This window comes from Knoellia koreensis, assembly GCF_013041615.1.
In the GTDB taxonomy this organism is placed as follows: Bacteria; Actinomycetota; Actinomycetes; order Actinomycetales; family Dermatophilaceae; genus Pedococcus; species Pedococcus koreensis.
In genome coordinates this window covers 921416-944305 of sequence record NZ_JABEPQ010000001.1, presented here as the reverse complement: position 1 = coordinate 944305, position 22890 = coordinate 921416, and the positions used below count along the sequence as shown (strand labels likewise).

The 22890-nt window shown below is 70.9% G+C and carries 20 protein-coding genes; 11 read left to right on the top strand and 9 right to left on the bottom strand.

From position 1 onward, the window contains the following. Positions 1 to 7: 7 nt before the first annotated feature. Positions 8 to 1399 (bottom strand): dihydrolipoyl dehydrogenase, encoded by a 1392-nt coding sequence (gene lpdA / locus HJG52_RS04680; RefSeq protein WP_171242339.1) that lies wholly within the window; start codon positions 1397 to 1399, stop codon positions 8 to 10. A 216-nt stretch (positions 1400 to 1615) separates the two neighbouring features. Here lpdA and HJG52_RS04675 point away from each other — a divergent pair, with 216 nt between their 5' ends. Together HJG52_RS04675 and HJG52_RS04670 are read left to right on the top strand one after the other, a co-directional pair. Further along, positions 1616 to 1891: a hypothetical protein gene (locus HJG52_RS04675; RefSeq protein ID WP_240977168.1), complete on the top strand. Its 276-nt coding sequence runs from the start codon at positions 1616 to 1618 to the stop codon at positions 1889 to 1891. A gap of 77 nt (positions 1892 to 1968) precedes the next feature. Continuing rightward, positions 1969 to 2163 carry a DUF5302 domain-containing protein gene (locus HJG52_RS04670; protein ID WP_171242337.1) on the top strand — a complete coding sequence of 65 codons (195 nt, stop codon included), beginning with the start codon at positions 1969 to 1971 and terminating at the stop codon, positions 2161 to 2163. A 103-nt stretch (positions 2164 to 2266) separates the two neighbouring features. Here HJG52_RS04670 and HJG52_RS04665 read toward each other — a convergent pair whose 3' ends face one another. Further along, entirely contained in the window at positions 2267 to 3787 is a 1521-nt protein-coding gene (locus HJG52_RS04665) for a leucyl aminopeptidase (protein ID WP_171242336.1), read from the bottom strand. Between the two features lie 75 nt (positions 3788 to 3862). Between HJG52_RS04665 and gcvT the strand changes: the two genes are divergently transcribed. The 3 genes from gcvT (at position 3863) to HJG52_RS04650 (ending at position 6660) form a co-directional block, all read left to right on the top strand. Beyond that, positions 3863 to 4969: a glycine cleavage system aminomethyltransferase GcvT gene (gcvT, locus tag HJG52_RS04660; RefSeq protein WP_171242335.1), complete on the top strand. Its 1107-nt coding sequence runs from the start codon at positions 3863 to 3865 to the stop codon at positions 4967 to 4969. Positions 4970 to 5033: 64 nt separating this feature from the next. Continuing rightward, complete coding sequence (locus tag HJG52_RS04655; RefSeq protein ID WP_171242334.1) at positions 5034 to 5918, top strand: LLM class flavin-dependent oxidoreductase; 885 nt, start codon at positions 5034 to 5036, stop codon at positions 5916 to 5918. 55 nt (positions 5919 to 5973) lie between these two features. Then, positions 5974 to 6660 carry a DedA family protein gene (locus HJG52_RS04650; protein ID WP_171242333.1) on the top strand — a complete coding sequence of 229 codons (687 nt, stop codon included), beginning with the start codon at positions 5974 to 5976 and terminating at the stop codon, positions 6658 to 6660. A 2-nt stretch (positions 6661 to 6662) separates the two neighbouring features. Here the strand turns inward: HJG52_RS04650 and HJG52_RS04645 are convergent, their stop codons facing one another. Continuing rightward, positions 6663 to 8135, bottom strand: a complete 1473-nt coding sequence (locus HJG52_RS04645; RefSeq protein WP_346767567.1) for an ATP-binding cassette domain-containing protein — start codon at positions 8133 to 8135, stop codon at positions 6663 to 6665. Positions 8136 to 8158: 23 nt separating this feature from the next. On the opposite strand from HJG52_RS04645, the gene HJG52_RS04640 reads away from it, so the two are divergent. Next, complete coding sequence (locus HJG52_RS04640; protein ID WP_171242331.1) at positions 8159 to 8374, top strand: hypothetical protein; 216 nt, start codon at positions 8159 to 8161, stop codon at positions 8372 to 8374. An 11-nt stretch (positions 8375 to 8385) separates the two neighbouring features. Here HJG52_RS04640 and HJG52_RS04635 read toward each other — a convergent pair whose 3' ends face one another. Next, the gene (locus HJG52_RS04635; RefSeq protein WP_171242330.1) at positions 8386 to 8967 is read right to left on the bottom strand and encodes a DUF3043 domain-containing protein; all 582 of its coding nucleotides are present in this window, start codon (positions 8965 to 8967) and stop codon (positions 8386 to 8388) included. A gap of 63 nt (positions 8968 to 9030) precedes the next feature. On the opposite strand from HJG52_RS04635, the gene HJG52_RS04630 reads away from it, so the two are divergent. The 4 genes from HJG52_RS04630 to HJG52_RS04615 are packed head-to-tail and all read left to right on the top strand — an operon-like array spanning position 9031 to position 14067. Further along, entirely contained in the window at positions 9031 to 10395 is a 1365-nt protein-coding gene (locus tag HJG52_RS04630; RefSeq protein WP_171242329.1) for a M20/M25/M40 family metallo-hydrolase, read from the top strand. A 12-nt stretch (positions 10396 to 10407) separates the two neighbouring features. After that, positions 10408 to 11784 carry a GH1 family beta-glucosidase gene (locus HJG52_RS04625; RefSeq protein WP_171242328.1) on the top strand — a complete coding sequence of 459 codons (1377 nt, stop codon included), beginning with the start codon at positions 10408 to 10410 and terminating at the stop codon, positions 11782 to 11784. 22 nt (positions 11785 to 11806) lie between these two features. Continuing rightward, on the top strand, positions 11807 to 12835 hold the full coding sequence (locus HJG52_RS04620; RefSeq protein WP_171242327.1) for a glutathione S-transferase family protein: 1029 nt from the start codon (positions 11807 to 11809) through the stop codon (positions 12833 to 12835). Continuing rightward, positions 12832 to 14067: a saccharopine dehydrogenase family protein gene (locus HJG52_RS04615; RefSeq protein WP_171242326.1), complete on the top strand. Its 1236-nt coding sequence runs from the start codon at positions 12832 to 12834 to the stop codon at positions 14065 to 14067. The genes HJG52_RS04620 and HJG52_RS04615 overlap by 4 nt, the downstream gene beginning before the upstream one ends. A 75-nt stretch (positions 14068 to 14142) precedes the next feature. On the opposite strand, the gene HJG52_RS04610 is transcribed toward HJG52_RS04615, so the two are convergent. The 3 genes from HJG52_RS04610 to nadA form a co-directional block, all read right to left on the bottom strand. Next, complete coding sequence (locus tag HJG52_RS04610; RefSeq protein WP_171242325.1) at positions 14143 to 15306, bottom strand: ScyD/ScyE family protein; 1164 nt, start codon at positions 15304 to 15306, stop codon at positions 14143 to 14145. A gap of 179 nt (positions 15307 to 15485) precedes the next feature. After that, positions 15486 to 17897, bottom strand: coding sequence for an HNH endonuclease signature motif containing protein (locus HJG52_RS04605; RefSeq protein WP_171242324.1), 2412 nt, complete (start codon positions 17895 to 17897; stop codon positions 15486 to 15488). A 718-nt stretch (positions 17898 to 18615) separates the two neighbouring features. Further along, the gene (gene nadA, locus HJG52_RS04600; protein ID WP_171242323.1) at positions 18616 to 19812 is read right to left on the bottom strand and encodes a quinolinate synthase NadA; all 1197 of its coding nucleotides are present in this window, start codon (positions 19810 to 19812) and stop codon (positions 18616 to 18618) included. 179 nt (positions 19813 to 19991) lie between these two features. Between nadA and HJG52_RS04595 the strand changes: the two genes are divergently transcribed. After that, a complete protein-coding gene (locus HJG52_RS04595) occupies positions 19992 to 21104 on the top strand; it encodes an alpha/beta hydrolase (RefSeq protein ID WP_171242322.1) in 1113 nt (370 codons plus the stop codon). A 17-nt stretch (positions 21105 to 21121) separates the two neighbouring features. Here the strand turns inward: HJG52_RS04595 and HJG52_RS04590 are convergent, their stop codons facing one another. Next, complete coding sequence (locus HJG52_RS04590) at positions 21122 to 21493, bottom strand: VOC family protein (protein WP_171242321.1); 372 nt, start codon at positions 21491 to 21493, stop codon at positions 21122 to 21124. An 81-nt stretch (positions 21494 to 21574) separates the two neighbouring features. Beyond that, the gene (locus HJG52_RS04585; protein ID WP_346767566.1) at positions 21575 to 22783 is read right to left on the bottom strand and encodes an extracellular catalytic domain type 1 short-chain-length polyhydroxyalkanoate depolymerase; all 1209 of its coding nucleotides are present in this window, start codon (positions 22781 to 22783) and stop codon (positions 21575 to 21577) included. Between the last annotated feature and the right edge of the window lie 107 nt (positions 22784 to 22890).

The following is a 22890-nucleotide window of genomic DNA, read 5'->3' as shown; positions in this document are numbered from 1 at the left end:
TGTGAATTCAGTTGTGGGCGTGCAGCGGTTTGCCGGCCAGGGCCAGGTGGGCCTCGCCGAGGGACTCGTTCTGGGTGGGGTGCGCGTGGATGAGACCGGCGACGTCCTCGGGGAACGCCTCCCAGCCGACGATGAGCTGGGCCTCGCCCACCTGCTCACCCATCCGCGCGCCGACCATGTGGACCCCGACGACGGGCCCGTCCTTCTGGCGCACCAGCTTGACGAAGCCCTGGGTGCCGAGGATCTGGGACTTGCCGTTGCCGCCCAGGTTGTACTCGTAGGTCTCGACCTCGTCGAACTTCTCGCGGGCCTGTGCCTCGGTGAGGCCGACCGAGGCGATCTCGGGGTCGCAGTAGGTGACGCGGGGGATGCCGACGTCGTCGATCGGTGCCGGGTTCAGCCCGGCGATCTCCTCGGCCACGAAGATGCCGTGGGCGAACCCGCGGTGCGCGAGCTGGAGGCCGGGCACGATGTCGCCGACGGCATACACGCCGTCGACACCGGTGCGCAGCCGCTCGTCCGTGGGCACGAAGCCGCGGTCGACGCTCACTCCGGCCTCGGCATACCCGAGGCCCTCGGTGACCGGCCCGCGACCGACGGCGACGAGCAGCAGGTCGGCCTCGATCGTGTCGCCACCCTCGAGCGTCACCGTGACGGTGTCGCCGGACTGGGTGGCGCTCTCGAACCGCACGCCGGTGCGGAAGTTGATGCCGCGCTTGCGGAACGCGCGCTCGAGCGTCTTAGAGATGGCCTCGTCCTCGGCGGCGACGAGCCGGGGCAGGGCCTCGACGATGGTCACCTCGGAGCCGAACGACCTGAACACCGACGCGAACTCGACGCCGATGACGCCACCGCCGAGCACCACGACACGCGGCGGCACGAAGTCGAGCGTCATCGCCTGCTCGCTCGTCATGATGCGGCCGCCGATCTCCAGCCCGGGCAGCGACTTGGGCTGCGAACCGGTGGCGAGGACGACGTTGCGCCCGGTGATGCGGCGGCCGTCCACCTCGACGGTCTTCGCGTCGACCAACCGGCCGGCGCCCTCGACGAGCTCGATCTTGTGCGCCTTCGCCAGCCCCTGGAGCCCCTTGTAAAGCCGGGCGATGACGCCGTCCTTGTAGGCGTTGACGCCCGACATGTCGACCGACTCGAAGGTCGACTTCACGCCGAACTTCTCACCCTCGCGGGCGCTGTCGGCGACCTCGGCGGCGTGCAGCAGCGCCTTGGTCGGGATGCAGCCGACGTGCAGGCAGGTGCCGCCCAGCTTGCCCTTCTCGACCAGCGCGACGCGTAGCCCGAGCTCGGCGGCACGGAAGGCGCAGGCGTAGCCGCCGCTGCCCCCACCCAGGATCACCACGTCGTACGTGGACTCGGTGGTGGACTCGGCGTCTGCCGACATGCTCGCTCCCTCGCGTGATGGGCTGATCGACACCACGCATCTTGTCACTGATTGCGTGACGCGGCGCAAGCAGGTCGCGCAACGGACGACGGCGCGGCCCGGAGGCGTCTGGCCGATCTGCAGCCGGTGCGCAGCCGCGACCCGTATTCTTCCGCCATGGCGTGGTGGAGACGGGGGCGCGCGAAGGCCCCGCGTGGGCCGTCCGACGGGCCCAACATGGCGGTCGACAACCAGGCCGTGCGCCGGCACCTGACCGAGTTCGCCTCGTCCCGGCGCGGAGTCGAGGCCTACGTCGAGCCGCCCACCAACGTCACCGCGACGACCATCATCCTCATCGCCCACGACGGCGAGTGGACGCGGCGCGCGGCCGGGTCGCGACAGGGCGCCTTCGAGCTGGCGCGCAGCCTCGGCGTCCCGGTCTACGACGTCAACCAGACCGGCTACCCGAACCGCATGCGCGAATGGAACTCGCGCCAGCGGCGCAAGGACTGACTGCGCGTATTGCGGTGGTGCCCAGCCGCCGGTTTTGCGAGGGTGGACGCATCACCCCCGAACCACGAGGAGGCGCCATGGCCGGCAACGGCAAGTCCGGGAACACCGGGCCGAGCGAGGACGTCAAGCGCAAGTTCCGCGAGGCCTTGGAGAAGAAGCAGGCGCACGCCGGCCGCGACGTCTCCGACGACCACGAGCACGGCAAGGTCGACCACGCGTCGGACGCGGCGACCACCGCGACCCAGCAGATGTTCCGCCGCAAGAGCGGCTGAGGAGGAGATGACCGCGCCGTATGCCGCGTGGTCACCCATGCGAACGCCCACCGGCACGCAGCCGGTGGGCGTTCGTCGTCAGTGCGCGTGGGCACCCGCTGGCTCAGGCGGCATACCCCTCGATGAGGGACAGGAGCGTGCCGACGCCGAACCCGGTGCCGCCCTTGGGGGTGTAGCCCCAGGCGGAGCCCTCGTTGAACGACGGCCCGGCGATGTCGACGTGCGCCCACGGCGTGCCCTCGGTGACGAACTCGCGCAGGAACAGGCCGGCGGTGAGCATGCCGCCCCAGCGCTCGCCCTTGTGGGCGAGGTCGGCGGTCGCCGAGTCGAGCTGCGGACGCAGGTCCTCGGGCAGCGGCATCGGCCAGGCGGCCTCGCCGCTGGCGTCGGCGGCCGCGCGGACACGGTCACGGAAGGAGTCGTCGTTGGCCATGATGCCGGCGACGCGGGGGCCGAGCGCGACCATCTGGGCACCCGTGAGAGTGGCGATGTCGACGATGGCGTCGGGCTTCGCCTCACCCGCGAGGCAGATGCCGTCGCCGAGCACCATGCGGCCCTCGGCGTCGGTGTCGAGGATCTCGACGGTGGTGCCGTCGCGCATCGTGACGACGTCACTGGGGCGCTGAGCGCTGCCGCTCGGCATGTTCTCCGCGAGGCAGAGGTAGCCGGTGACGGCCACCGGCACCCCGAGCTCGGCAGCGGCGAAGACGGTCGCGGCGACTGCCGCGGCACCGGCCATGTCGGACTTCATGGTGAGCATCGAGGCCGGCGGCTTGATGCACAGGCCACCGGAGTCGAAGGTGATTCCCTTGCCCACCAAGGCGACCGAGCCCTTGGCCTTGGCGGGGCTCCACGACACCTGCACGATCCGCGGCGGGTTGACCGAGCCCTGGCCGACACCGACGATGCCGCCGAAACCGCCCTTGGCGAGGGCCTTCTCGTCGAGCACCTTGACGGTGACCTTGCCCTTGGCGCCGCTCGCGCGGTCCTTGACGGACTCGGCGAACGACTGCGGGAACAGCTTGTTCGGAGGGGTGTTGACCAGGTCGCGGGCGTAGGCCTTGGCGTCGGCGAGCACCTGCGCGCGGGTGGCCGCGGCCTTGGCGGCCTTGCCGCGCGCCTCGCTGGTCACCACGGTCACAGCGGTGACGCCGTCGGACTCGCCGGCCGTCGCCTTGGCGCCCTTCGCGCCACCCTTCGGGGCGGCATACCGGTAGGCGCCGAGCGCGGCACCCTCGGCGACGGCCGCGACCGACTCGACGTTCGACGCGGGGAGCGCGACAACGACCTTGCGGGCCTTCTTCAGCGACCGAACGGCGGCACCCGCGGCGCGACGCAGCACCTCGGGCTCGAAGCTGGTGGTGCGCCCGGTGCCGGTCCCGAGCCCGACGAGGACGACCCGGCCGGCGGCGATCCCGGGAACGTCGGCGACGGTGAGGGTCTCCTCGGCCTTGCCGGTCGCGTGGAGCGCCCCGAGCTGCTTGCCGAGGTGGGTGGCTGCCGACCGCGGCAGGCCGTGACCGGCCGCCAGACTGGCGTTCCCGTCGGACTCGACGGTGCCGAGGACCAGGGCGTCGCCCTTGATGTCGGCGGCGGGGCGGTCGGACACGTTGACGGTCGTCACGAGACCTTCTTTCGTGGGGTGTTCGGTGGGGGTGTGCAGGGTCGATGGCAGGATAGCCACGGTAGCGTTCGCGCCATGAGCGACGAGGCCCTCAAGACGTCCCCCCTGCACGACCGGCACGTGGCGCTCGGCGCCAAGCTGGCCGACTTCGGCGGGTGGTCGATGCCCATTGAGTACCCCGGCGGCGGGGTCGTGCGCGAGCACACCGCGGTGCGCACCTCGGTCGGGGTCTTCGACGTCTCCCACCTCGGCAAGGCGCGGGTGAGCGGACCGGGCGCACGCGACTTCGTCAACGCGACCCTCGCCAACGACCTCGGTCGCATCCACGAGGGCAAGGCGCAGTACACGTTGTGCTGCAACGAAACTGGCGGCGTCGTCGACGACCTCATCGCCTACCTGCGCAGCGACGACGACGTGTTCCTCATCCCCAACGCCGCCAACACGGCCGAGGTGGTGCGGCTCCTGTCGGAGGCCGCCCCCGACGGCATCACGGTGGAGAACCTGCACGACCGCTACGGCGTCATCGCCGTCCAGGGCACGAAGAGCGACGAGGTCCTCGAGTCGCTCGGGCTGCCGTCGGGGCACGAGTACATGTCGTTCGTCGAGACGCAGTGGAACGGCCACCCCGTCATCGTGTGCCGCACCGGTTACACGGGGGAGCGCGGCTACGAGCTCGTGCCCGCGTGGGAGGTCGCCGGCGACCTGTGGGACGCACTGATGACAGCGGTCGAGCCGTATGCCGGCCTGCCGTGCGGGCTGGGCGCGCGCGACACCCTGCGCACCGAGATGGGCTATGCCCTGCACGGCCACGAGCTCACGCCCGAGATCACCCCGGTGCAGGCACGCGTCGGCTGGGCGGTCGGGTGGAAGAAGGACGCCTTCTGGGGCAAGGACGCGCTGGTCGCGGAGAAGGAAGCCGGCCCCGCGCGTGTGGCGTGGGGACTGCTCGCGACCGGGCGCGGCATACCTCGCGCCGGAAACCCCGTGAAGCGCGACGGTGAGCTGGTCGGCGAGGTCACCTCGGGGACGTTCAGCCCGACCCTCAAGAACGGGATCGCGTTGGCGCTGCTGGCTCCCGACGTCGCCGCCGGCGACGAGCTCGTCGTCGACGTCCGCGGACGTGAGGTGCCCGTGACGGTGACCAAGCCGCCCTTCGTCGAGGTCGACGTCCGGGAGTCGTGAGGTCGTGAGGTCGTGAGCGTGCGGCGCCACGACGCTGTCGGTGGGGCCGCGTAGCGTCGCCTGCATGCGATATGGCTTCGTGGTGCCGTATGCCGACGCGCGCGAGTTCGCCGAGCTCGCCGCCCTGGGGGAGGAGCACGGCTGGGACGGCGTGTTCACCTGGGAGTCGCTCTACGGCGAGCACGCGTGGGTGTCGATGGCCGCCGCGGCGATGCTCACCTCACGGATCCGGCTCGGCACGCTGCTGACGCCCGCGTCCCGGCACCGCCCATGGGACCTCGCCTCGATGGTGAGCACCGTCGACCGGCTCAGTGGTGGGCGCGTGACCATGGCCGTCGGGTTGGGCGCCCTGCACTCGGGGTGGACCCGGTTCGAGGCCGACGAGGGTCGACGCGCCCGTGCCGAGAAGCTCGACGAGGGGTTAGCGGTGATGGCTGGGCTCTTCGGCGAGCCGGAGACACCGTTCACCTTCGACGGCAGGCACTGGCAGGTCGGGCCGGTGGATGGCGGCGCACCGGTCGACGGCGGACCGCCCGGCCCGCCGCCACCGGTCCAGCGCCCGCACCCACCCGTCTGGGTCGTGGGCGCGTGGCTCAAGGGCAAGGCGCGCCAGCCGTCGCTCGCGCGGGCGGCCAGGTGGGACGGTCTACTGGCCTCGGTCGTGGATCCCACGCGGGACGGACCGGGTTCGGGGTACGACCTGAACTCCTACGCCGAGATCACCTCGATCGTGCGCGGGATGCGCGAGGACGCCGGGCTGCCGTGGGACGGGTACGACTGCGTGGTCGAGGCGGACAGCAGCGGCGAGTTCGTGCAGCTCGAGGGCACGCCCGCCGACTGGGCCGACGCCGGCGCCACGTGGTGGGTCGAGTCGTGGTGGTCGCTGCCGATGGACGCCTCGGGTCAGGCCGAGCTGCGCCGCCGCGTGCAAGCGGGTCCACCGGGCTGACCCACGTTCAGGTGGCACACAGAAAGGACTCAGGTCCTTCGCCCAGACTTGGGGCATGACTGCGCTGGCAGCCACTGACCCCCAGCTGACCGGACTGACCGGGTTCTTCGCGGACTTCATCGACACGGTCGGCGAGGTCGGGGTGGGGGTGCTCACCCTGCTCGAGACCCTCGTGCCACCCGTGCCGAGCGAGGTCGTGCTCCCACTCGCCGGATTCCTCGCCCACCAGGGACGCCTGTCGCTGCTGTGGGTCGTCGTGCTGGCGACCGCCGGTTCGCTCATCGGCGCCTGGGTCTTCTACGCGCTCGGGGCGCGGCTCGGGCTCGAGCGGGCCCTGACCCTGGTGTCGAAGGTGCCGCTCGTGGACCGCGCGGACCTCGACAAGGCGTCGGACTGGTTCCACCGCCACGGGCGCAGCTCGGTGTTCTTCGGCCGGTTCGTGCCGGGCGTCCGCAGCCTCATCTCGCTGCCTGCGGGTGCCCAGCGGATGCCCCTGCTCCCGTTCAGCCTCGCGACGGCCGCGGGCAGCGCCATCTGGAACGCCGCCCTCGTCGGCGCCGGGTACGCCCTCGGCACCCAGTGGGAGAAGGTGGGCAGCTACGTGGGCACCGCGAGCAACATCCTGCTCGCCGGTCTCGGCGTGCTGCTCATCGCCGTTGTCGTGCGTCGCGCGGTGCAGCGCGCCCGCCGCCCGGTCGACGAGGTCGAGCACTCGCGGGACGAGGTCACCAGCGCGCGCTGAGGTCAGTGGTCGAGCGCGGCGAGGACCTCGCCGGTCGTGAGGTATGCCGCGGGGTGCACGACCTTGGCCACCTGCGGGGCGAAGGCGGGGGAGTCGGCCAGCACCTGCCAGGCCGGTCCGTCGCTCACGACCTCGCCCTCCGCCAGCACCACGACCCGGGTGGCCAGGTCGGCGGCGAGCTCGACGTCGTGGGTGGCGACGACGACCGCGTGCCCTGCCTGCGCCAGACCTCGGACCACGTCGGCGAGCACGGCCTTCGCGTCGTAGTCGAGCCCGCGGGTTGGTTCGTCGAGCAGGATGACCGCAGGGGTGGGCGTGCTGTCCGAGTTGTCGAGGGCGGGCGAGAGGCGGGTCGCGAGGGCGAGCGACATCCGTTGTCCCTGAGAGAGATTCGTCAGCGGCTGGGTGGGCGCAACCGTGCCGGCTAGTCGCGTGAACAGGTTCGCAGCTGCCGCAGCGGCACTCGGTGAGCCGCTCGCGGCGAGCTGGTCGCCGACGGTGTGCGCAGCGAGGACCGCGGCCGGGTCCTGTGGCGCGAGCAGCACCGGTGCGCCGTTCGTGACGCGGCCGTGGGTCGCCGACAGCGTTCCGGCCAGCGCGCCGAGCAGGGTGGACTTGCCGGAGCCGTTGCGCCCCATGAGGGCGACGACCTCACCGGCCCGCAGCTCGAGGTCGACACCGCGCAGGGCCACGACGTCCCCGCGCAGGACGCCGAGGTGACGGGTCGTGGCGCTGGGAGGCGCGAGGGTGGCGCGACCGGCGGCGACGTGACCCGGTGCTGGGACCGCGGCGAGCTGAGAGCGGAGGTCGGCGCCGGCACGACGGGCCTGACGGACGGACAGTGGCAGGGGCGACCACCCCAGCGCGCGACCAAGGTCCACGAGGGGCGGTCGCACCGGTGAGTCGGCCATCGCCGTCGCAGGGTCGCGTGGGCCCACCACGCGCCGGTCCGCAACGACCAGCACCGCGTCGGCGTGGTGCACCACGCGTTCGAGCCGGTGCTCGGCCACGAGCAGCGTGGTGCCGACGTCGTGGGCCAGGCGGTGCAGGCTGGCGAGCACCTCCTCTGCGGCGACCGGGTCCAGGGCCGAGGTCGGCTCGTCCAGCACCAGCACCCGCGGACCGGGCGCGAGCGCGGCAGCGATGGCGACCCGCTGCTGCTGCCCCCCGGACAGCGTCGACACGTGCCTGTCGCGCAGGGCGGCGAGGTCGAACAGGTCGAGCAGCTCCTCCAGGCGCCGACCCGACGCGCCGATCGCGGACTCCACCGTCCCACCCGTCACGGCCTGCAGCGGGTCCTGCGGCACGAAACCCGCACCGGGGACCTGGTCCCGGACGGCGCGCAGCAGTGTCGACTTGCCCGCGCCGGTGCGACCCACCACCAGCACGAACTCGCCCTCGGGCACCGCGAAGGTGACGTCGACGAGGACCGGCTGCCCGGCATACCCCGCCTGGAGCCCGTCGACCGCGATCACGATGGCGACTCTAGGCTGCACCCATGAGCGAGGCATGGACCTGGACGTATCTCGACGCCGATGGCAAGCAGCTGGAGGGCGAGGCGCTGACGACGACGGCGTTCCCGTCACAGTCCGACGCCGAGAACTGGTTCGGCGAGGCGTGGCACGAGCTGGCCGACGCCGGGGTCGACGCCGTGGTGCTGCACCGCGAGGGTGAGGTCGTCTACGGGCCGATGAGCCTGCGGGCGGCCGAGTAGCAGCCCACTGGTTACGACGGGTACTGACCCCGGTCGACCTGCGGCTTGGGCATACGGGCGCGGCGGATCTGGAAACCGCGCATCACGGCATACATGGCCAGGCCGCGTCCGACCTTGTCCTCGCCGAACTTGGTGACGAGCTGGCGCTTGAGCTTGCGCCACATGAGGAAACCGTCGAGCGCGGCGACCGCGATGAGGCCGTAGACGCCGATCGAGACGATGGCGAAGACGATCGGCTTCTGGATGAACGACAGCGCCAGCACGACCAGCATGACCGGCAGCAGGAACTCGCCCACGCTCCAGCGGGCGTCGACGAAGTCGCGGATGTAGCGCCGGACCGGGCCCTTGTCGCGCGGCGGGAGACCCGCGTCGTCGCCGGTGACCATCGCCTGCCGCTGCTTGAGCGAGGCCTCGCGGCGGGCCTGCCGCTCGCGCTCGCGCGCCGCCTTGCGGTCGGTCTCGACCAGGGGGCGCTTGCGCGCGGCCTCCTGGTCCTTGCGCTTGGGAGTGGGCCGGTTCTTGGCACCCTCGCGCTGGGGGCGCGCGACCGTCTCGGCCTGCTCCTCATTGATGGTCTTGCTGCGTCCGAACACGACCCAAGGGTATGCCGTGGGGACGCCACGGCCCGAATCCGCGCACCCACTAGGGTCGGCTGCGTGACCGACGACGTGCTCACCCCTGACCAGATCACCGCGCTCCGCAGCACCGTGGCCGGCCTCATGCCGCAGGTGCGCCAGGACCTCGAAGCCCTCACCCGCATCCCCAGCGTCAGCCTCGACGCCTTCGACCAGGCCCAGGTCGACCGCAGCGCCGAGGCGACCGCCGAGCTGCTGCGCGCGGAGGGGCTCGACGTGGAGATCGTCCGCGAGGGCGGCCGCCCCGCGGTGATCGGCCACATCGACGGGCCGCAGGGCGCCCCGACCGTCCTGCTCTACGCGCACCACGACGTGCAGCCGCCGGGTGACGACGCCGACTGGGACAGCCCGCCGTTCGAGCCGACCGAGCGCGACGGCCGGCTCTACGGCCGTGGCGCCGCCGACGACAAGGCCGGCGTCATGGCCCACGTCGCCGCGCTGCGGGCCCACTCGGGCAACCTGCCCGTCGGGGTGACGATCTTCGTCGAGGGCGAGGAGGAGATCGGCTCCGACTCGCTGCCGACGATCCTCGACAAGCACGGCGAGAAGCTGCGCGCCGACGCGATCGTCCTCGCCGACTCGACCAACTGGGCCATCGGCGAGCCCGCCCTCACCACCACCCTGCGCGGCCTCATCCGCGTGGTCATCACGGTGACGACGCTCGACCACGGCATCCACTCCGGCATGTTCGGTGGGGCCGTCCCGGACGCGCTCATGCCACTCATCCGCATCCTGGCCTCGTTCCACGACGACGCGGGTGACGTTGCGGTGGAAGGACTTTCGGCAGGGACTGCGAGCCAGCTGGACTTCGACGAGGCGCGGTTGCGCGAGGAGTCGGGGCTGCTCGACGGCGTCGAGACCGTCGGCACCGGGTCACTGCTGGACCGCATCTGGGCCAAGCCGACCGCGACCGTCATCGGCATCGACGCCCCGTCGGTCGCCAAGTCGTCGAACACCCTGGTGCCCACGGCCAGCGCCAAGGTGTCGATCCGCCTCGCCGCCGACGAGGACCCCCTGGAGGCGTATGCCGCGGTGCGGCGTCACGTGGAGAAGCACACGCCGTGGGGTGCGAAGGTCGAGGTCACCTTGGACGACCAGGGGTCCGGCTTCGCGGCCAACGCGGACGGGCCGGTCTACGACCAGGCGCGGGCGGCCTTCGCCGACGCGTGGGGCGTGCAGCCGGTGGACATCGGTGTCGGTGGCTCCATCCCGTTCGTCGCCGCCTTCGCCGAGAAGTTCCCGGACGCGGGCATCCTCGTGACCGGGGTCGAGGACCCCGACACGCGCGCTCACGGCGCGAACGAGTCGCTCCACCTCGAGGAGTTCGAGAAGGTCTGCGTGGCCGAGGCCGTGCTGCTGGCTCGGCTCGGTGCGCTCAAGGGCTGAGGCGGGCCAGCCATGACCGACTTCCCTTCGCTGCCAACGGATTTCGTGTTCGGGGCGTCGTCGGCGTCGTACCAGATCGAGGGTGCGGTCGACGAGGACGGGCGTGGTCGCTCGGTGTGGGACACGTTCTGTGACGTCCCCGGCAAGGTCGCGAACGGTGACACCGGCGCGGTCGCCTGCGACCACTACCACCGGTATGCCCAGGACGTCGGCCTGCTGCGTGACCTCGGGGTCGACAGCTACCGGTTCTCGATCGCGTGGCCGCGCATCCTGCCCGCCGGCACGGGTGAGGTGAACCAGGCTGGGCTCGACTTCTACGACCGCCTGGTCGACGAGCTGCTGGCGGCCGGGATCGCGCCAGCCGCAACGCTTTTCCACTGGGACACCCCGCAGGCGTTGGAGGATGCCGGGGGCTGGACGGGACGCGACATCGCCGAGCACTTCGCGGCATACGCCTCCGTCGTCGGTGAACGCCTCGGTGACCGGGTCGCCCGGTGGATGACCCTCAACGAGCCCAACGTCGTGACGATGCTCGGCTACGCGCTCGACGTCCACGCGCCCGGTCGCGGGCTCGGCTACGAAGCCCTGCCGGTCGCCCACCACCTGCTGCTCGGGCACGGTCTGGCCGTCCAGGCGCTGCGCTCCGCGGGCGCGCACGAGATCGGGATCGCGAGCAACCACGCGCCGGTGTGGCCCGCGTCGGACAGCGACGCCGACCGCGAGGCCGCGCAGGTCTACGACAACCTGTGGAACTGGACGTTTGCCGACCCGGTGCTGCTCGGGCGGTACCCGGTGGAGGGCATGGAGCAGGGCTTTCCCACGTACCGCGACGGCGACCTCGAGACGATCCACCAGCCGCTGGACTGGTTCGGCGTCAACTACTACAACCCCGCCAGCATCGGCGCCCCCGGGGCGGGGTCGGCGACCGAGGAGCTCGGCGGGGTCGAGGTGCCCGCGGGGCTGCCGTTCGAGAACCGGCCGCTGGCGGGCTACGAGCGCACCGACTTCAACTGGCCGATCGTGCCGGAGGCCCTCGCCGAGCTGGTGCGGACGCTGCGCGGCCGGTATGCCGCGGCGTTGCCGCCGGTGTACGTGACCGAGAGCGGGTGCAGCTACCACGACGCCGACCCCGTCGACGGACGCGTCGCCGACCCGAAGCGGATCGCCTACCACGACGCGCACCTGCGGGCGCTCGCCGGCGAGATCGCGGACGGAGCCGACGTGCGCGGCTACTTCGCCTGGTCGGCGACCGACAACTTCGAGTGGGCCGAGGGCTACAAGGAGCGGTTCGGGCTGGTGCACGTCGACTACGAGACCCTCGTGCGCACCCCCAAGGACTCCTACCACTGGTACCGCGACCTCATCGCCCACACCCGCGCGAGGGGCTGAACCGGCGGGTAGGTTCGGAGGCATGGCGCAGCAGACCTACGTCGAGAAGTCCTTCGAACGAGACACCAACTACATCACCGACCGGATCGTCGCGGACCCGCAGGACGGACCCGACGGCGACGGTGCCCGCCAGTGGCCGGTCGAGGCGGGTCGCTACCGCCTCGTGGCGGCGCGTGCGTGCCCGTGGGCGAACCGCACCCTCATCGTGCGACGGCTGCTCGGGCTCGAGGACGCGATCTCGCTCGGGCTCTGCGGGCCGACCCACGACCAGGACAGCTGGACGTTCGACCTCGACCCCGGCGGCATCGACCCGGTGCTCGGCATCCCGCGGCTCAAGGACGCATACGAGAAGCGGTTCCCGGGGTACCCGCGCGGGATCACCGTGCCGGCGATCGTCGAGGAGACCAGCGGTGAGGTGGTCACGAACGACTTCGCCCAGATCACCCTCGACTTCTCCACGCAGTGGACTGCGTTTCACCGCGAGGGTGCGCCCGACCTCTACCCGGAGGCGTTGCGCGACGAGATGACCGAGGTGATGGACCGGGTCTACCGCGAGGTCAACAACGGTGTGTACCGCTGCGGGTTCGCCGGTGAGCAGGAGTCCTACGACGCGGCATACCGCCGGCTGTGGGACGCGCTCAACTGGCTCGAGGAGCGGCTGGCGACCAGGCGTTTCCTCATGGGCGACACCATCACCGAGGCGGACGTGCGGCTCTTCACCACCTTGGCGCGGTTCGACCCGGTCTACCACGGGCACTTCAAGTGCAACCGGTCCAAGCTGACCGAGCTGCCGGTGCTGTGGGCGTATGCGCGGGACCTGTTCCAGACGCCGGGGTTCGGAGACACCACGGACTTCGTGCAGATCAAACAGCACTACTACGTCGTGCACCGCGACATCAACCCGACGGGGATCGTGCCGCTCGGCCCCGACCTGTCCGGCTGGCTGACCCCCCACGGTCGGGAGGAGCTGGGCGGTCGGCCGTTCGGTGACGGCACAGCACCCGGGCCGCCGCCGGCGGCCGAGGTCGTTCCCGAGGGTCACGGGGCATGAGCACCCTGCGCGAGCACGACCTCGTCGTCTTCGGGGCGACCGGTTTCGTGGGCAAGCTGCTCGCGGGTTACCTCGCCGAACACGCACCCGCCGGGGCGCGGATCGCGTTGGCCGGGCGGTCGCGGGAGCGGCTCGAGGCCGTGCGTGCGGGGCTCCCGGGTGCGGCGCGGGAGTGGCCGGTGCTGGTGGCGGATGCGGCGGACGCGAAGGCCTTGGCGGACCTGGCGGCCTCGACGACCGCCGTCGTGACGACCGTCGGGCCCTACCTCAAGTACGGACTGCCGCTGGCCCGGGCGTGCGCCGAGGCAGGGACCCACTACGCAGACCTCACCGGCGAGGTGCTGTTCGTGCGCCGGCTCGCCGACGAGCTGCACCGGACGGCGCTGGCGAGTGGCGCGCGCATCGTCAACGCGTGTGGCTACGACTCGATCCCGTCCGACCTGGGCGTCCTCCTGCTGCACGAGCGGGCGGAGGCCGACGGTGCCGGCGACCTGGGCGACACGACCCTGCTGGCCCGGATGAAGGGCGGCTTCTCCGGTGGCACGATCGACTCGTCGCGCACACAGGTCGACGCCGTGATGGCCGACCGTTCGCTCATGAAGGTCGTCCTCGACCCGTATGCCGTGAGTCCCGACCGTGCGTCCGAACCCGACCTCGGGTCGGAGAGGGACAACCGGTCGGTGTTCGTGGACGCGGACACCGGTCAGTGGGTGGGACCGTTCGTCATGGCCGCCTTCAACACGCGAATCGTGAGACGTAGCAACGCACTTGCCGGCCACGCGTATGGGCGACGGTTCCGCTACCGGGAGCTCGCGGCATACGGTCGCGGGGTGAAGGGGCGGCTGCGGGCGCTCGCGATGACCGCGGCGCTGGGTGCGGCCATGGCAGGCATGGCGAACGAGCGGACGCGTCCGGTCATCGACCGGTTCGCGCCGAAGCCGGGGGAGGGGCCGAGCGAGGAGGCGCGGGCTGCCGGGTGGTTCCAGATGAAGATCCGGACGACCACCTCGTCGGGGCGGCGCTATCTGTCGACCGTGGCCGGACAGGGTGACCCCGGGTATGCCGCGACGGCCGTGATGCTGGGAGAGTCGGCTCTTGCGTTGGCACTGGACGGGGAGCGGCTCCCGGCGGTCGCAGGTGTGCTGACGCCCGCAACCGCCATGGGTGACGTGCTCGTCGAACGCTTGCGCGCCGCGGGGCTGACGCTCGCGGTGGAGGAGCTGACCGCCTGAACGGTGTGGGCTGGCTGACGCGTCCCGCCGCCGCGCCAGCCAGCCCAATCCGGCCAATCTGCTTTCGAACGCCCTTCAGGACAACGGGATTCGCATGACCCGTCCACCGCCGGGGCAGACCGCGCAGGTGGACACGTAGGCCGAGCTGCCCGAGATCGCGACGCCGTAGGGGGCAGGCAGCGGGCCGGCGACCGCCGTGTGCGAGCTGGCGCCGGGGGTGATCCGCAGCAGTGACCCCATCGGCAGCCCCTCGGAGGCGAGCAGACCACCGTCGGCGATCTGGACGGCATACAGGTGGCCGCTGGGTGACCACGCGAGCGAGGTGACGTTGGTCAGCCCACTGGCGTAGACGGTCGGTGCGTGCCCGGGAACGACTCGGTAGATCTTCGCCAGGCCCGGCTCGAAGGGGAACCCGGTGAGCTGGCTGACGTACCAGGCGCCGTCGGGCCCCTTGGCTGCTGCGGTCGGCACGGCCTGGGCGGGCATCTTGGTCCCGGGTGGCAGGCCGAGGAACGGTGGTGCGGTGGCGAGCTGGTCGTCGAACACGGCCACAGTGGATGACTTGCCCAGCCGGTCGGTGCGGACCACCGTGTTGCCGCCGGCGTCCGCGATCATGAATCCGTTGCCGTCCTTGGCGATCGAGACTGGGTTGCTGTCCGGGTCGTGGATGGGGTTGGTGCGCGCCTCGAAGGCGCCGAGGTCGGACAGCGTCTTGCTGCTGTTGCCCGGGCCGACGAGCTGGAGGGTGGCGAGCTTGCGGCCGGCGGCGGGGAGGGTGTCGCGCAGGCCGGGGTTGGCGCCGAGGCCGATGAGGACCAGGGCCTGGCCGCTGCCGACCGGTTCGACGTCGCTGGGGCCGATGGCGCCGGATCCGTCTGGTGCCGCCATCGACGGGAGCCCGGTGACGATGCGGTGCTGGGTGCCGTGTCGTGGTGCGACCGTCACGGCGCCGGTGGTGCCGAAGCAGGACTCTCCCTCGGGACCCGCGTGGCACGGGCCGGCGCCGCCGCGGCCGGCTTCGGCGACGTAGACGTCACCGGAGGCGGTGACGGCGAGCTGGCGCGGGTTGTCGAGTCCGGAGGCGACGACGGTCGGTCCGGAGGCGGCGTTAAGGGCCGTTGCGGCTGAGGCGGGGAGGGCCGCGAGGGCGGTGAGTGCAGCCGTGGCGCCCAGAGCGAGGGCGGCGCGGGATGGTCGACGGGTGTGGCTGGTTCTGCGGCGTAGTGGGTTGGCTGGCATGACCCCTCCGAGCGTGCGTGATGAGATGTCCCTGCAACCAGCAGTCAGTGTCCTCGCTCGTCGTGGGGTTGTGAATCGGCCAAGAGGCGTAGGCGAAATCCGTTGTGTCCGTGAGTGATTCGTGCCGGATTGGCAGTGATCACCCGGTATGTCGCATAGCTGGTTTCTTGGGGGCGTGGTCAGAAGGGCGGCGGCGGGTAGTCGTCTGCTTGGTGCCGGCCGTCGTGGGTGGTTACCTGCTTGCTGGGCTTGGTGTCGGGGAAGTGGCATGGGCGGCTGCGCCGCTGGGCGGTGAGGTGCGGGTTGCCGGTGTGGAAGTCACAGCCGGGGCTGCGGGGTGGTCTCGGGGTTGGTCCGAACGAAATGCGCGCGGCGGGGGTGCCGGTGTCGGCGTAGAACCTGTCGATCAGGTACTCGAAGTTGTCCTCGAGCGCGGAGGGGAGCTCGACCGGGCGGTCTGTTGCAGCGCCGGTGTCGTCAGCGAGGGGTCGGCCGGTGGGGTCGAGCCAGGGTTCGGGGTCGGGGTCCAGGTGGTTGACCGGGTGGGTGGTTCGGGTGCGGCCGGTGGGGTCGGTCCATTCGACGACGGCGCCGGGGAGCATGCGTACGGACCAGCGGCGGAGTTGTTTGGTGCGGTGGTGTCGTCGGCACAGGCAGATCAGGTTGCTCACCCGGGTCAGGGTGGACCCTTCACGCCAGGGGGTGACGTGGTCGAGGTCGCAGAACGTGGCGGCGACGGTGCAGCCGGGGAACCGGCAGTGTCCGTCCCTGGCTTTGACGGTGCGGATCATGGCTTCGGTGGGCCGGTACCCGATCACGACCGGTTCCGGGACCGCGCACCGCCGCACGACCGCGGCGGCGAAGGCTCCGCCGACGCGACCCGCGTAGCTTGCATCGTTCGCGTCACTCGAGTCGTTGGCCTTCTGCGCGTCAGCCAGGCCCGCGTTTCCAGTCGAGCCCACGTTGCCCGTCGAGCCCGCGTTCTCGGCATTGCCTGTCATCCCTGAGGTGCCCGGGACCCCGGTGAGCCCGGCCATGTCCGCCGTTCCTGTCGAGCTCGCGTTTCCGTTGCGGCTGGTGGCTGCCCTTGCGGTGGCGTGGTCGCTGCCACGGGTCTTGTCCTGACCGGTGGGGGTGATGGTCCAGCTGCTGACCGGGGTGGAGGTGTAGGCGCCGGTCGACTCGTCGCAGGGCAGGATGTCGATCCGCACCCGCCGAGGAGCCAGCGCCGGCAAGGCCACCGGTCGACCATCTGCGGTCGCGGGTGCACTCGGGTCGGCGGCACGCAGCTTCTTCCTCTTGCGGCCTTTGCCCTTGACCTCGACCTTGCCCTTGACCTCGACTTCGCCTTCGCTGTCGGTGGTGTGGTTGCCGATGGTGTTGCCTGGGCTGCCCTGCCCGTCGATGTTCCGGTCGTCGGGGATTGTCCGTATTGGGAGTCCTACGGGTATGGGGGGCCTGCTGCCGGTGCAGGCGTGGCCGATTCCGGTGTCGCGCAGCACTTGACGCACCCACGCGTCGAGGTCGGCCGTGTTGACCGCCGTGGGTGGCGCCCCGGTTTCGACGGCTGACTCATCGGCACGGCCAACGCGCTCGAACTGTGCCGCGGTCGGGGTGACTGTGTCGCCCTTGGAGCCACCGGTGCCGAGGTCAGCCAGACCGGCAAGAGCTGCGCTGGATGCGTCGCCGGCACCGGTCACTGGGATGCTCGCGCCCGCCATGGCGTTCTGCCGGTCGTTGGTCTGGTGCTGTGGCTTCGGCGTGGTCAGGCCCTCCAGTGAGCCATGAAGGCGGGACTCGGGCACGGCGACTTGGATGACGTACTCGGCGCGGGCGTTGCCGTCGATGAACGCGAGCATCGCGTCCGCCCGGGCCTGCTCGATGCACGTGTTGTGTCCGGCGCGCACGTACTCGCGGGCGAGGGAGTCGATCGCGGACCACGCCTTCTGCGACTGCTCTGCCGGCAACGACGCGACCCAGGTGTCGACCCCAGGCCCGTCACCAGGCCAGCGCTGCAGCGACCGCTCCTTACGCGCTTGGACGGCCTTCTGCCGCAGGAACTCCGCAGCCACCTGCCCCAGGACGCGGCGCACGCGTTGCCGCAACCGGCCACCGGTCTCCTTGCCGAGGTAGGGCTCGACTTTGACCAGCACCGCCTCGACGGCATCGGCGGGTGCATCGCGCAGTTCAGTGACGATGATTCCAGCCCGGTAGGCATCGATCCGCCCCTGCCCCATCGCTTCCAGCACCACCGGGTACCGCGCGGCCAGGTCCGCCGCCTGCGTGACCTTGGTGTCGGCGCCCAGGGCGGTCAGGCCCAGCTCGTCACTGACCAACCCGGGCGTGTCCATGCGATGGTGTTCGTACCCGCGGAACTGCTCGACCACCTCACCGGTACCCGGGTCGACGACGTCCTCGATCGCGGACACGTTCGCGATCGCCAGGGTCTGCACGGCTTGCGCGGTGCTGATCAGGCGCTGCATGTCGCCGACCAGCTGGACGAAGTCATCGATCGACGCACGCCGTGGAGCATCCGCCAGACGGGCAGCGTCAGCGCTCACCGTCCGCAACAGCTCCACGATATCGATCATGTGTTCGATTGTACTTGAACCCACCCACACCGACAAGACTTGTCCACACCGAATCCTGTTTGTTTCCAAGAGAGTTCGTTCACAAGCGCCAGGTGGTCCTGAAGCGGAAGTGACTGGCGCATCGCGCCGTCGGCAAAGGGTGGTCCAGACCGACGAGGCGGCAGATCGTGCACGGGTCGCGACGTCGCTCACGGCCACACCAAAGCGACCACATCAAGGCGACGAGGCCCGCGACGACTCCCCAACCGAAGGCCCCGTGTGCCAAGCGATCGCACGAGCGGCCCGTCGACGAAACCGACCCCAAGACCTAGCCATTCGTCCCAGCGACTTTTGCCTGGCCGATGACAAGGCGACAAATCCGGGCAGACCCCCCGGATAGTCCGTCCAAAGCGCTTGTGTGCCAAGCGGTCGCACGAGCAGCAGACAGCGAGGCCGGCCCACGACCAAGCCCTTCATCCGAGCGTCCCGCGTCATGCCCGAGCGTCAAGGCGACGCAATCGCGACACCGCTCCACGACAGCCCGCCCGTCCAAAGCGCCTGTCTCCCCACCGATCGCGAAGGCGACGGACCCAGGGAGCCATCAAGACCGCCTCGGGCGTCGCCAGCGTCTGACAACCAGCCCGAACGAGCCCGAACGAGCCCGTACGCGAACGGCAAGTCGCGAGCAAAACCAAGCCCCGCGGCATACCGATGTCCCACGACGGCACGCCGCGCGGGCTCAGTCCTTGTGCGTCTCCCCGGGCAGAGCCAACATCTGGTCGAGCGCGACCCGCGCGTACCGCGCGACCTCGTCGTCGACCCGGATCGGATTGACGACGCGCCCCTCGACGAGGGACTCGAGTGCCCAGACGAGGTGGGGGAGGTCGATGCGGTTCATGGTGGAGCAGTAGCAGACGTTCTTCTCCAGGAAGGCGATCGACTGCTCGGGGAACTGCGCCGCGAGCCGCTTGACGAGGTTGAGCTCGGTGCCGACGACCCACTTGGTGCCGGCCGGCGCGGCGGCGATGGTCTTGATGATCTTCTCGGTCGACCCCACCTCGTCGGCCACCTCGACGACCTCATGCCGGCACTCCGGGTGGACGATGACCTTGACGTCGGGGATCTCGCGGCGGGCCTGCTCGACTGCTTCGAGGGTGAACCGCCCGTGCACGGAGCAGTGCCCGCGCCACAGCAGCATGGTCGCCGATTCGAGCTCCTCGGGGGTGAGCCCACCGTTCGGCCTGTGCGGGTCCCAGACGACGCAATCCTCAAGCGCCCCACCGAGATCGCGCACGTAGGTGTTGCGTCCGAGATGCTGGTCGGGCAGGAACAGCACCTTGCCGCCATCACCTGCCTGGTCCAGTGCCCAGGTGAGGGCGGTCTTGGCGTTGGACGACGTGCAGATGGTCCCGCCGTGCCGCCCGGTGAACGCCTTGATCGCCGCCGAGGAGTTCATGTACGTCACTGGCACGGTGCGCTCGGCGACGCCCGCCGCGACGAGGTCCTCCCACGCGTCCTCGACCTGCGCGATCGCGGCCATGTCGGCCATCGAGCACCCGGCCGCGAGGTCCGGCAGCACCACCGTCTGCGAGTCGCTGGTGAGGATGTCCGCCGACTCCGCCATGAAGTGCACGCCGCAGAACACGATGTACGGCGCGTCGGGCCGGGCGGCTGCATCCTTGGCGAGCTTGAACGAGTCCCCGGTGACGTCGGCGAACTCGATGACTTCGTCGCGCTGGTAGTGGTGACCGAGCACGAACACCTTGTCGCCCAACGCCTCCTTGGCCGCACGGGCTCGCGCGACGAGGTCCGGGTCTGAGGGTGCCGGCAGGTCGCCCGGACACTCCACGCCGCGCTCGGTGCGCAGGTCGGTCCCCTGGCCGAGGACCAGCAGGGGCAGCGGGGCGTTGCGCGGACTGTCCGTCGTGGTGCTCACGTGCCGATCGTATGCCGTGGGCTCGGGCAGGTGCCTCACAGGCAACTCGCAGCCCGCTCCCGGCCCGCTCGGAGCAGGCACTCGGACACTGGCCCCATGAGCAGGACCGGTAGCACCGGCGACCTGGCGAACCGCCCATCGCGCCTGTGGATGTCCGGCCAGTGGTCGGCAGGCGGGCGATGATGTCGCTGACCGGCGCCGCGCTGCCGGTGGTGCTGGCGGTGGTCGCTCTGGGGCTGTTCGTGTTCCTGGCGGCGGGAATCCCGTGGGTGCGCAGCCGGTGGGCGGCCATTGCGGCGAGGGGCACGGGCCTCGTGGTTCTCAACCTAGTCGTCGTCGGCCTGGTCGGCACCCTGGTCAACGACCATTTCGACTTCTACGTCAGCTGGTCCGACCTCGCGGGAGCCAGCTCCGCCGTCACGGTCACCCACCATGGGGCGTCGGCGCGTGCCGCCGCGAGCCACGGCATGGCCAGCCCGCTCGCCCGCACCCCGTCGATCCTGCCGGCGCTCAGGTCGTCCGGGCGCCTGCAGATCTACGTAGTCAACGGTTCGCGCAGTCACGTGCGCGGCCAGGTCGACGTGCTCCTGCCCCGTGGCTACGACGCGAAGCGACCCACGCGTTACCCCGTGATCGAAGCCCTGCACGGCTTCCCGGGCAGCCCGCAGTCGTGGCTGACGGGGATGAACCTGCAGCAGACGCTCGACGCCCAGGTGGCCGCCCACGTCGTCGCGCCGGCGGTGGTCGTGCTGCCCCAGGGCAACGTGCCGATGGGCGTGGACGGCGAGTGCGTCAACGGTCCGGCCGGGACGCCCCAGGTCGAGACCTGGCTCGGCGTCGACGTGCCGAACTTCGTCGCGACGCATTTCCGGGTGCGCACCGAACGCTCGTCGTGGGCCGTGGCCGGGTACTCCGAGGGTGGCTGGTGCGCCGCCATGACCGGGATGCTGCACCCGTCCGTCTTCGGCGGCTCCCTGGTGTTCAGCGGAACCTGCGCGCCCGAGTTCACCGACCACTACCGGCCGTTCGGGCGGTCGACCCCCAGTCGGTACAACCTCGTCCGGCTGGCCCGAACGCATCCACCGGCCCTCGCGATGTGGGTGCAGTCGAGTAAGCGGGACGGCTACTCCTACCCGCCGACGGCGGCCTTCCTCCGTCAGGTGCGCCCTCCGCTGTCCGTCACGACCCTCCTGCTCAAGACCGGCGGCCACCGCGAGCAGCTGTGGGCGAACGAGCTGCCAGCGGCCCTGCGCTGGTTGGGGCGCAGCGTGCCCGGGTTCGCCCCGCAATGACCGTCATCTCGAGGGTGCTACTGCTCGGACACCTCGGTCACACCCTCGTAGAGACCGATGTTGTTGCCGTCGGGGTCGGCGATGACGGCATACCAACTCGTCTCGCTGATCGGTGACTTCTCCATGACCACCGTCCCGCCGCTGTCCTTCGCCTTCGCCACCGCGTCGTCGATGGAGTCCACCTCGACGTAGGACCGGGGCGTCTCGAAACCCTCCGCCCTGGGAGCGAGTCCGCCACCGCTGATCTGGTTGGGCGCGCGCCACATCGGGTAGTCCTCGTAGCCGGGCGGAGCAGCGATCTCCCAGCCGAACAAGCCCGAGTAGAAGCCCTTGGCGCGATCCATGTCGGTCACCGGGATGTCGATGTGCGTGATGTCACCGTGCGGCATTGCGGTCCCTTTCGCCTGCCCGGCCCGGGCGAGCCGTGGTCGCGCCCAGTCTGTCGAGGGCAGTGCTCGACACGCCAGAGGTCAACAGCGTTCCCAGTAGCCGGGCGAGGTCTCGTGCAGCGTGGCCGTGTAGTACGTGTTGTAGAGCCCGAGGTTCTGGTTGGAGCCGAGCGCGTAGGCGTACCCGCCGGACTGGTACGCCCGTCCGGCCTGGACGTGTGCGTAGTTGCTCGCGGTGATGCATGCCGGCGGCGGAGTTGTCGTGGTGGGCGGGGGAGTAGTGCTCGTGGTCGTCGTCGGAGGAGGCGTGCCCTGGCCGAGCCCGAAGAAGGCGACGTCGTGGTATGCCGCGCAGACAGTGTCGATGAAGTAGGCACCGGAGGTACCGCACTGGTCCTCGGCTGCGCCGGGGTCGACTGGTGTGCCATGGCCCATGCCAGCCACCTTGTAGAGCCGAACAGCGTTGTCCCCGTAGGCCTCCCAGCTCGCCGGACCGACCGTCCCGGTCGCCGTCGGTGTCTGCGCGACGCCGAGGACGTCGGTGAACTGGTCACGCAGCTCGACCCCGTTCGCCGGTGCCACGGTCGTGTCGGACTGCCCCTGCCAGATGGCCACGCGCGGTCGCGGGCCGGTGTACCCCGGATAGGCGGCGCGCACGAGGTCGCCCCACGCGGTCGGGGACTTGTCGACGCCGGGGTTCATGCACGAGTACGCCTGGAGGGAACTCGTGGCGCACCGGTAGGGGAGGCCGGCGTCGATCGACCCGGCCGCGAAGGTGTCTGGGTAGGTCGCGAGCATCACCGCGGACATCGCCCCACCCGCCGAGAGACCCGTCACGTAGACCCGGGACGCGTCCAGCCCCCACGTCGAGACGGCATACCCCACCATCGAGCGGATCGACGCGGCCTCACCCTGGCCGCGGGTCGTGTCACCGGGCTCGAACCAGTTGAAGCACTTGCTGGAGTTGTTCGACGTCGACTGCTGCGGCAGCACCAGGGCGAACCCGCGCCGCTCCGCCAGCTCGCGCCAACCCGAACCGGAGAAGAAGGTGGTCGCGTCCTGGGTGCACCCGTGCAACGCCACCACCAGCGGCGCGCCCGCAGGTAACCCGTCCGGCCGGTAGGCATACATCGTCAGGGCCCCGGGGTTGGAGCCGAACGACGCGACCGGGGCGAGCGCCGCCGCCCGCGCGGGGCGCGCCGTCGCGACGTCGTAGGCGACCAGACCGGCGACCGCGACGAGGACGAGTGACACGGCGCTGACCAGCCAGCGCGGCACGGTGAGGACCACGGATCCACCTCCTTCCGGGCGGCGACGTCGACGCCCGGACGGGCGACGTTAGCGACCGCGGCACCGGTCCGATGTGTCCGGACCGCCCAGATTGTCCGCTGCCCGCG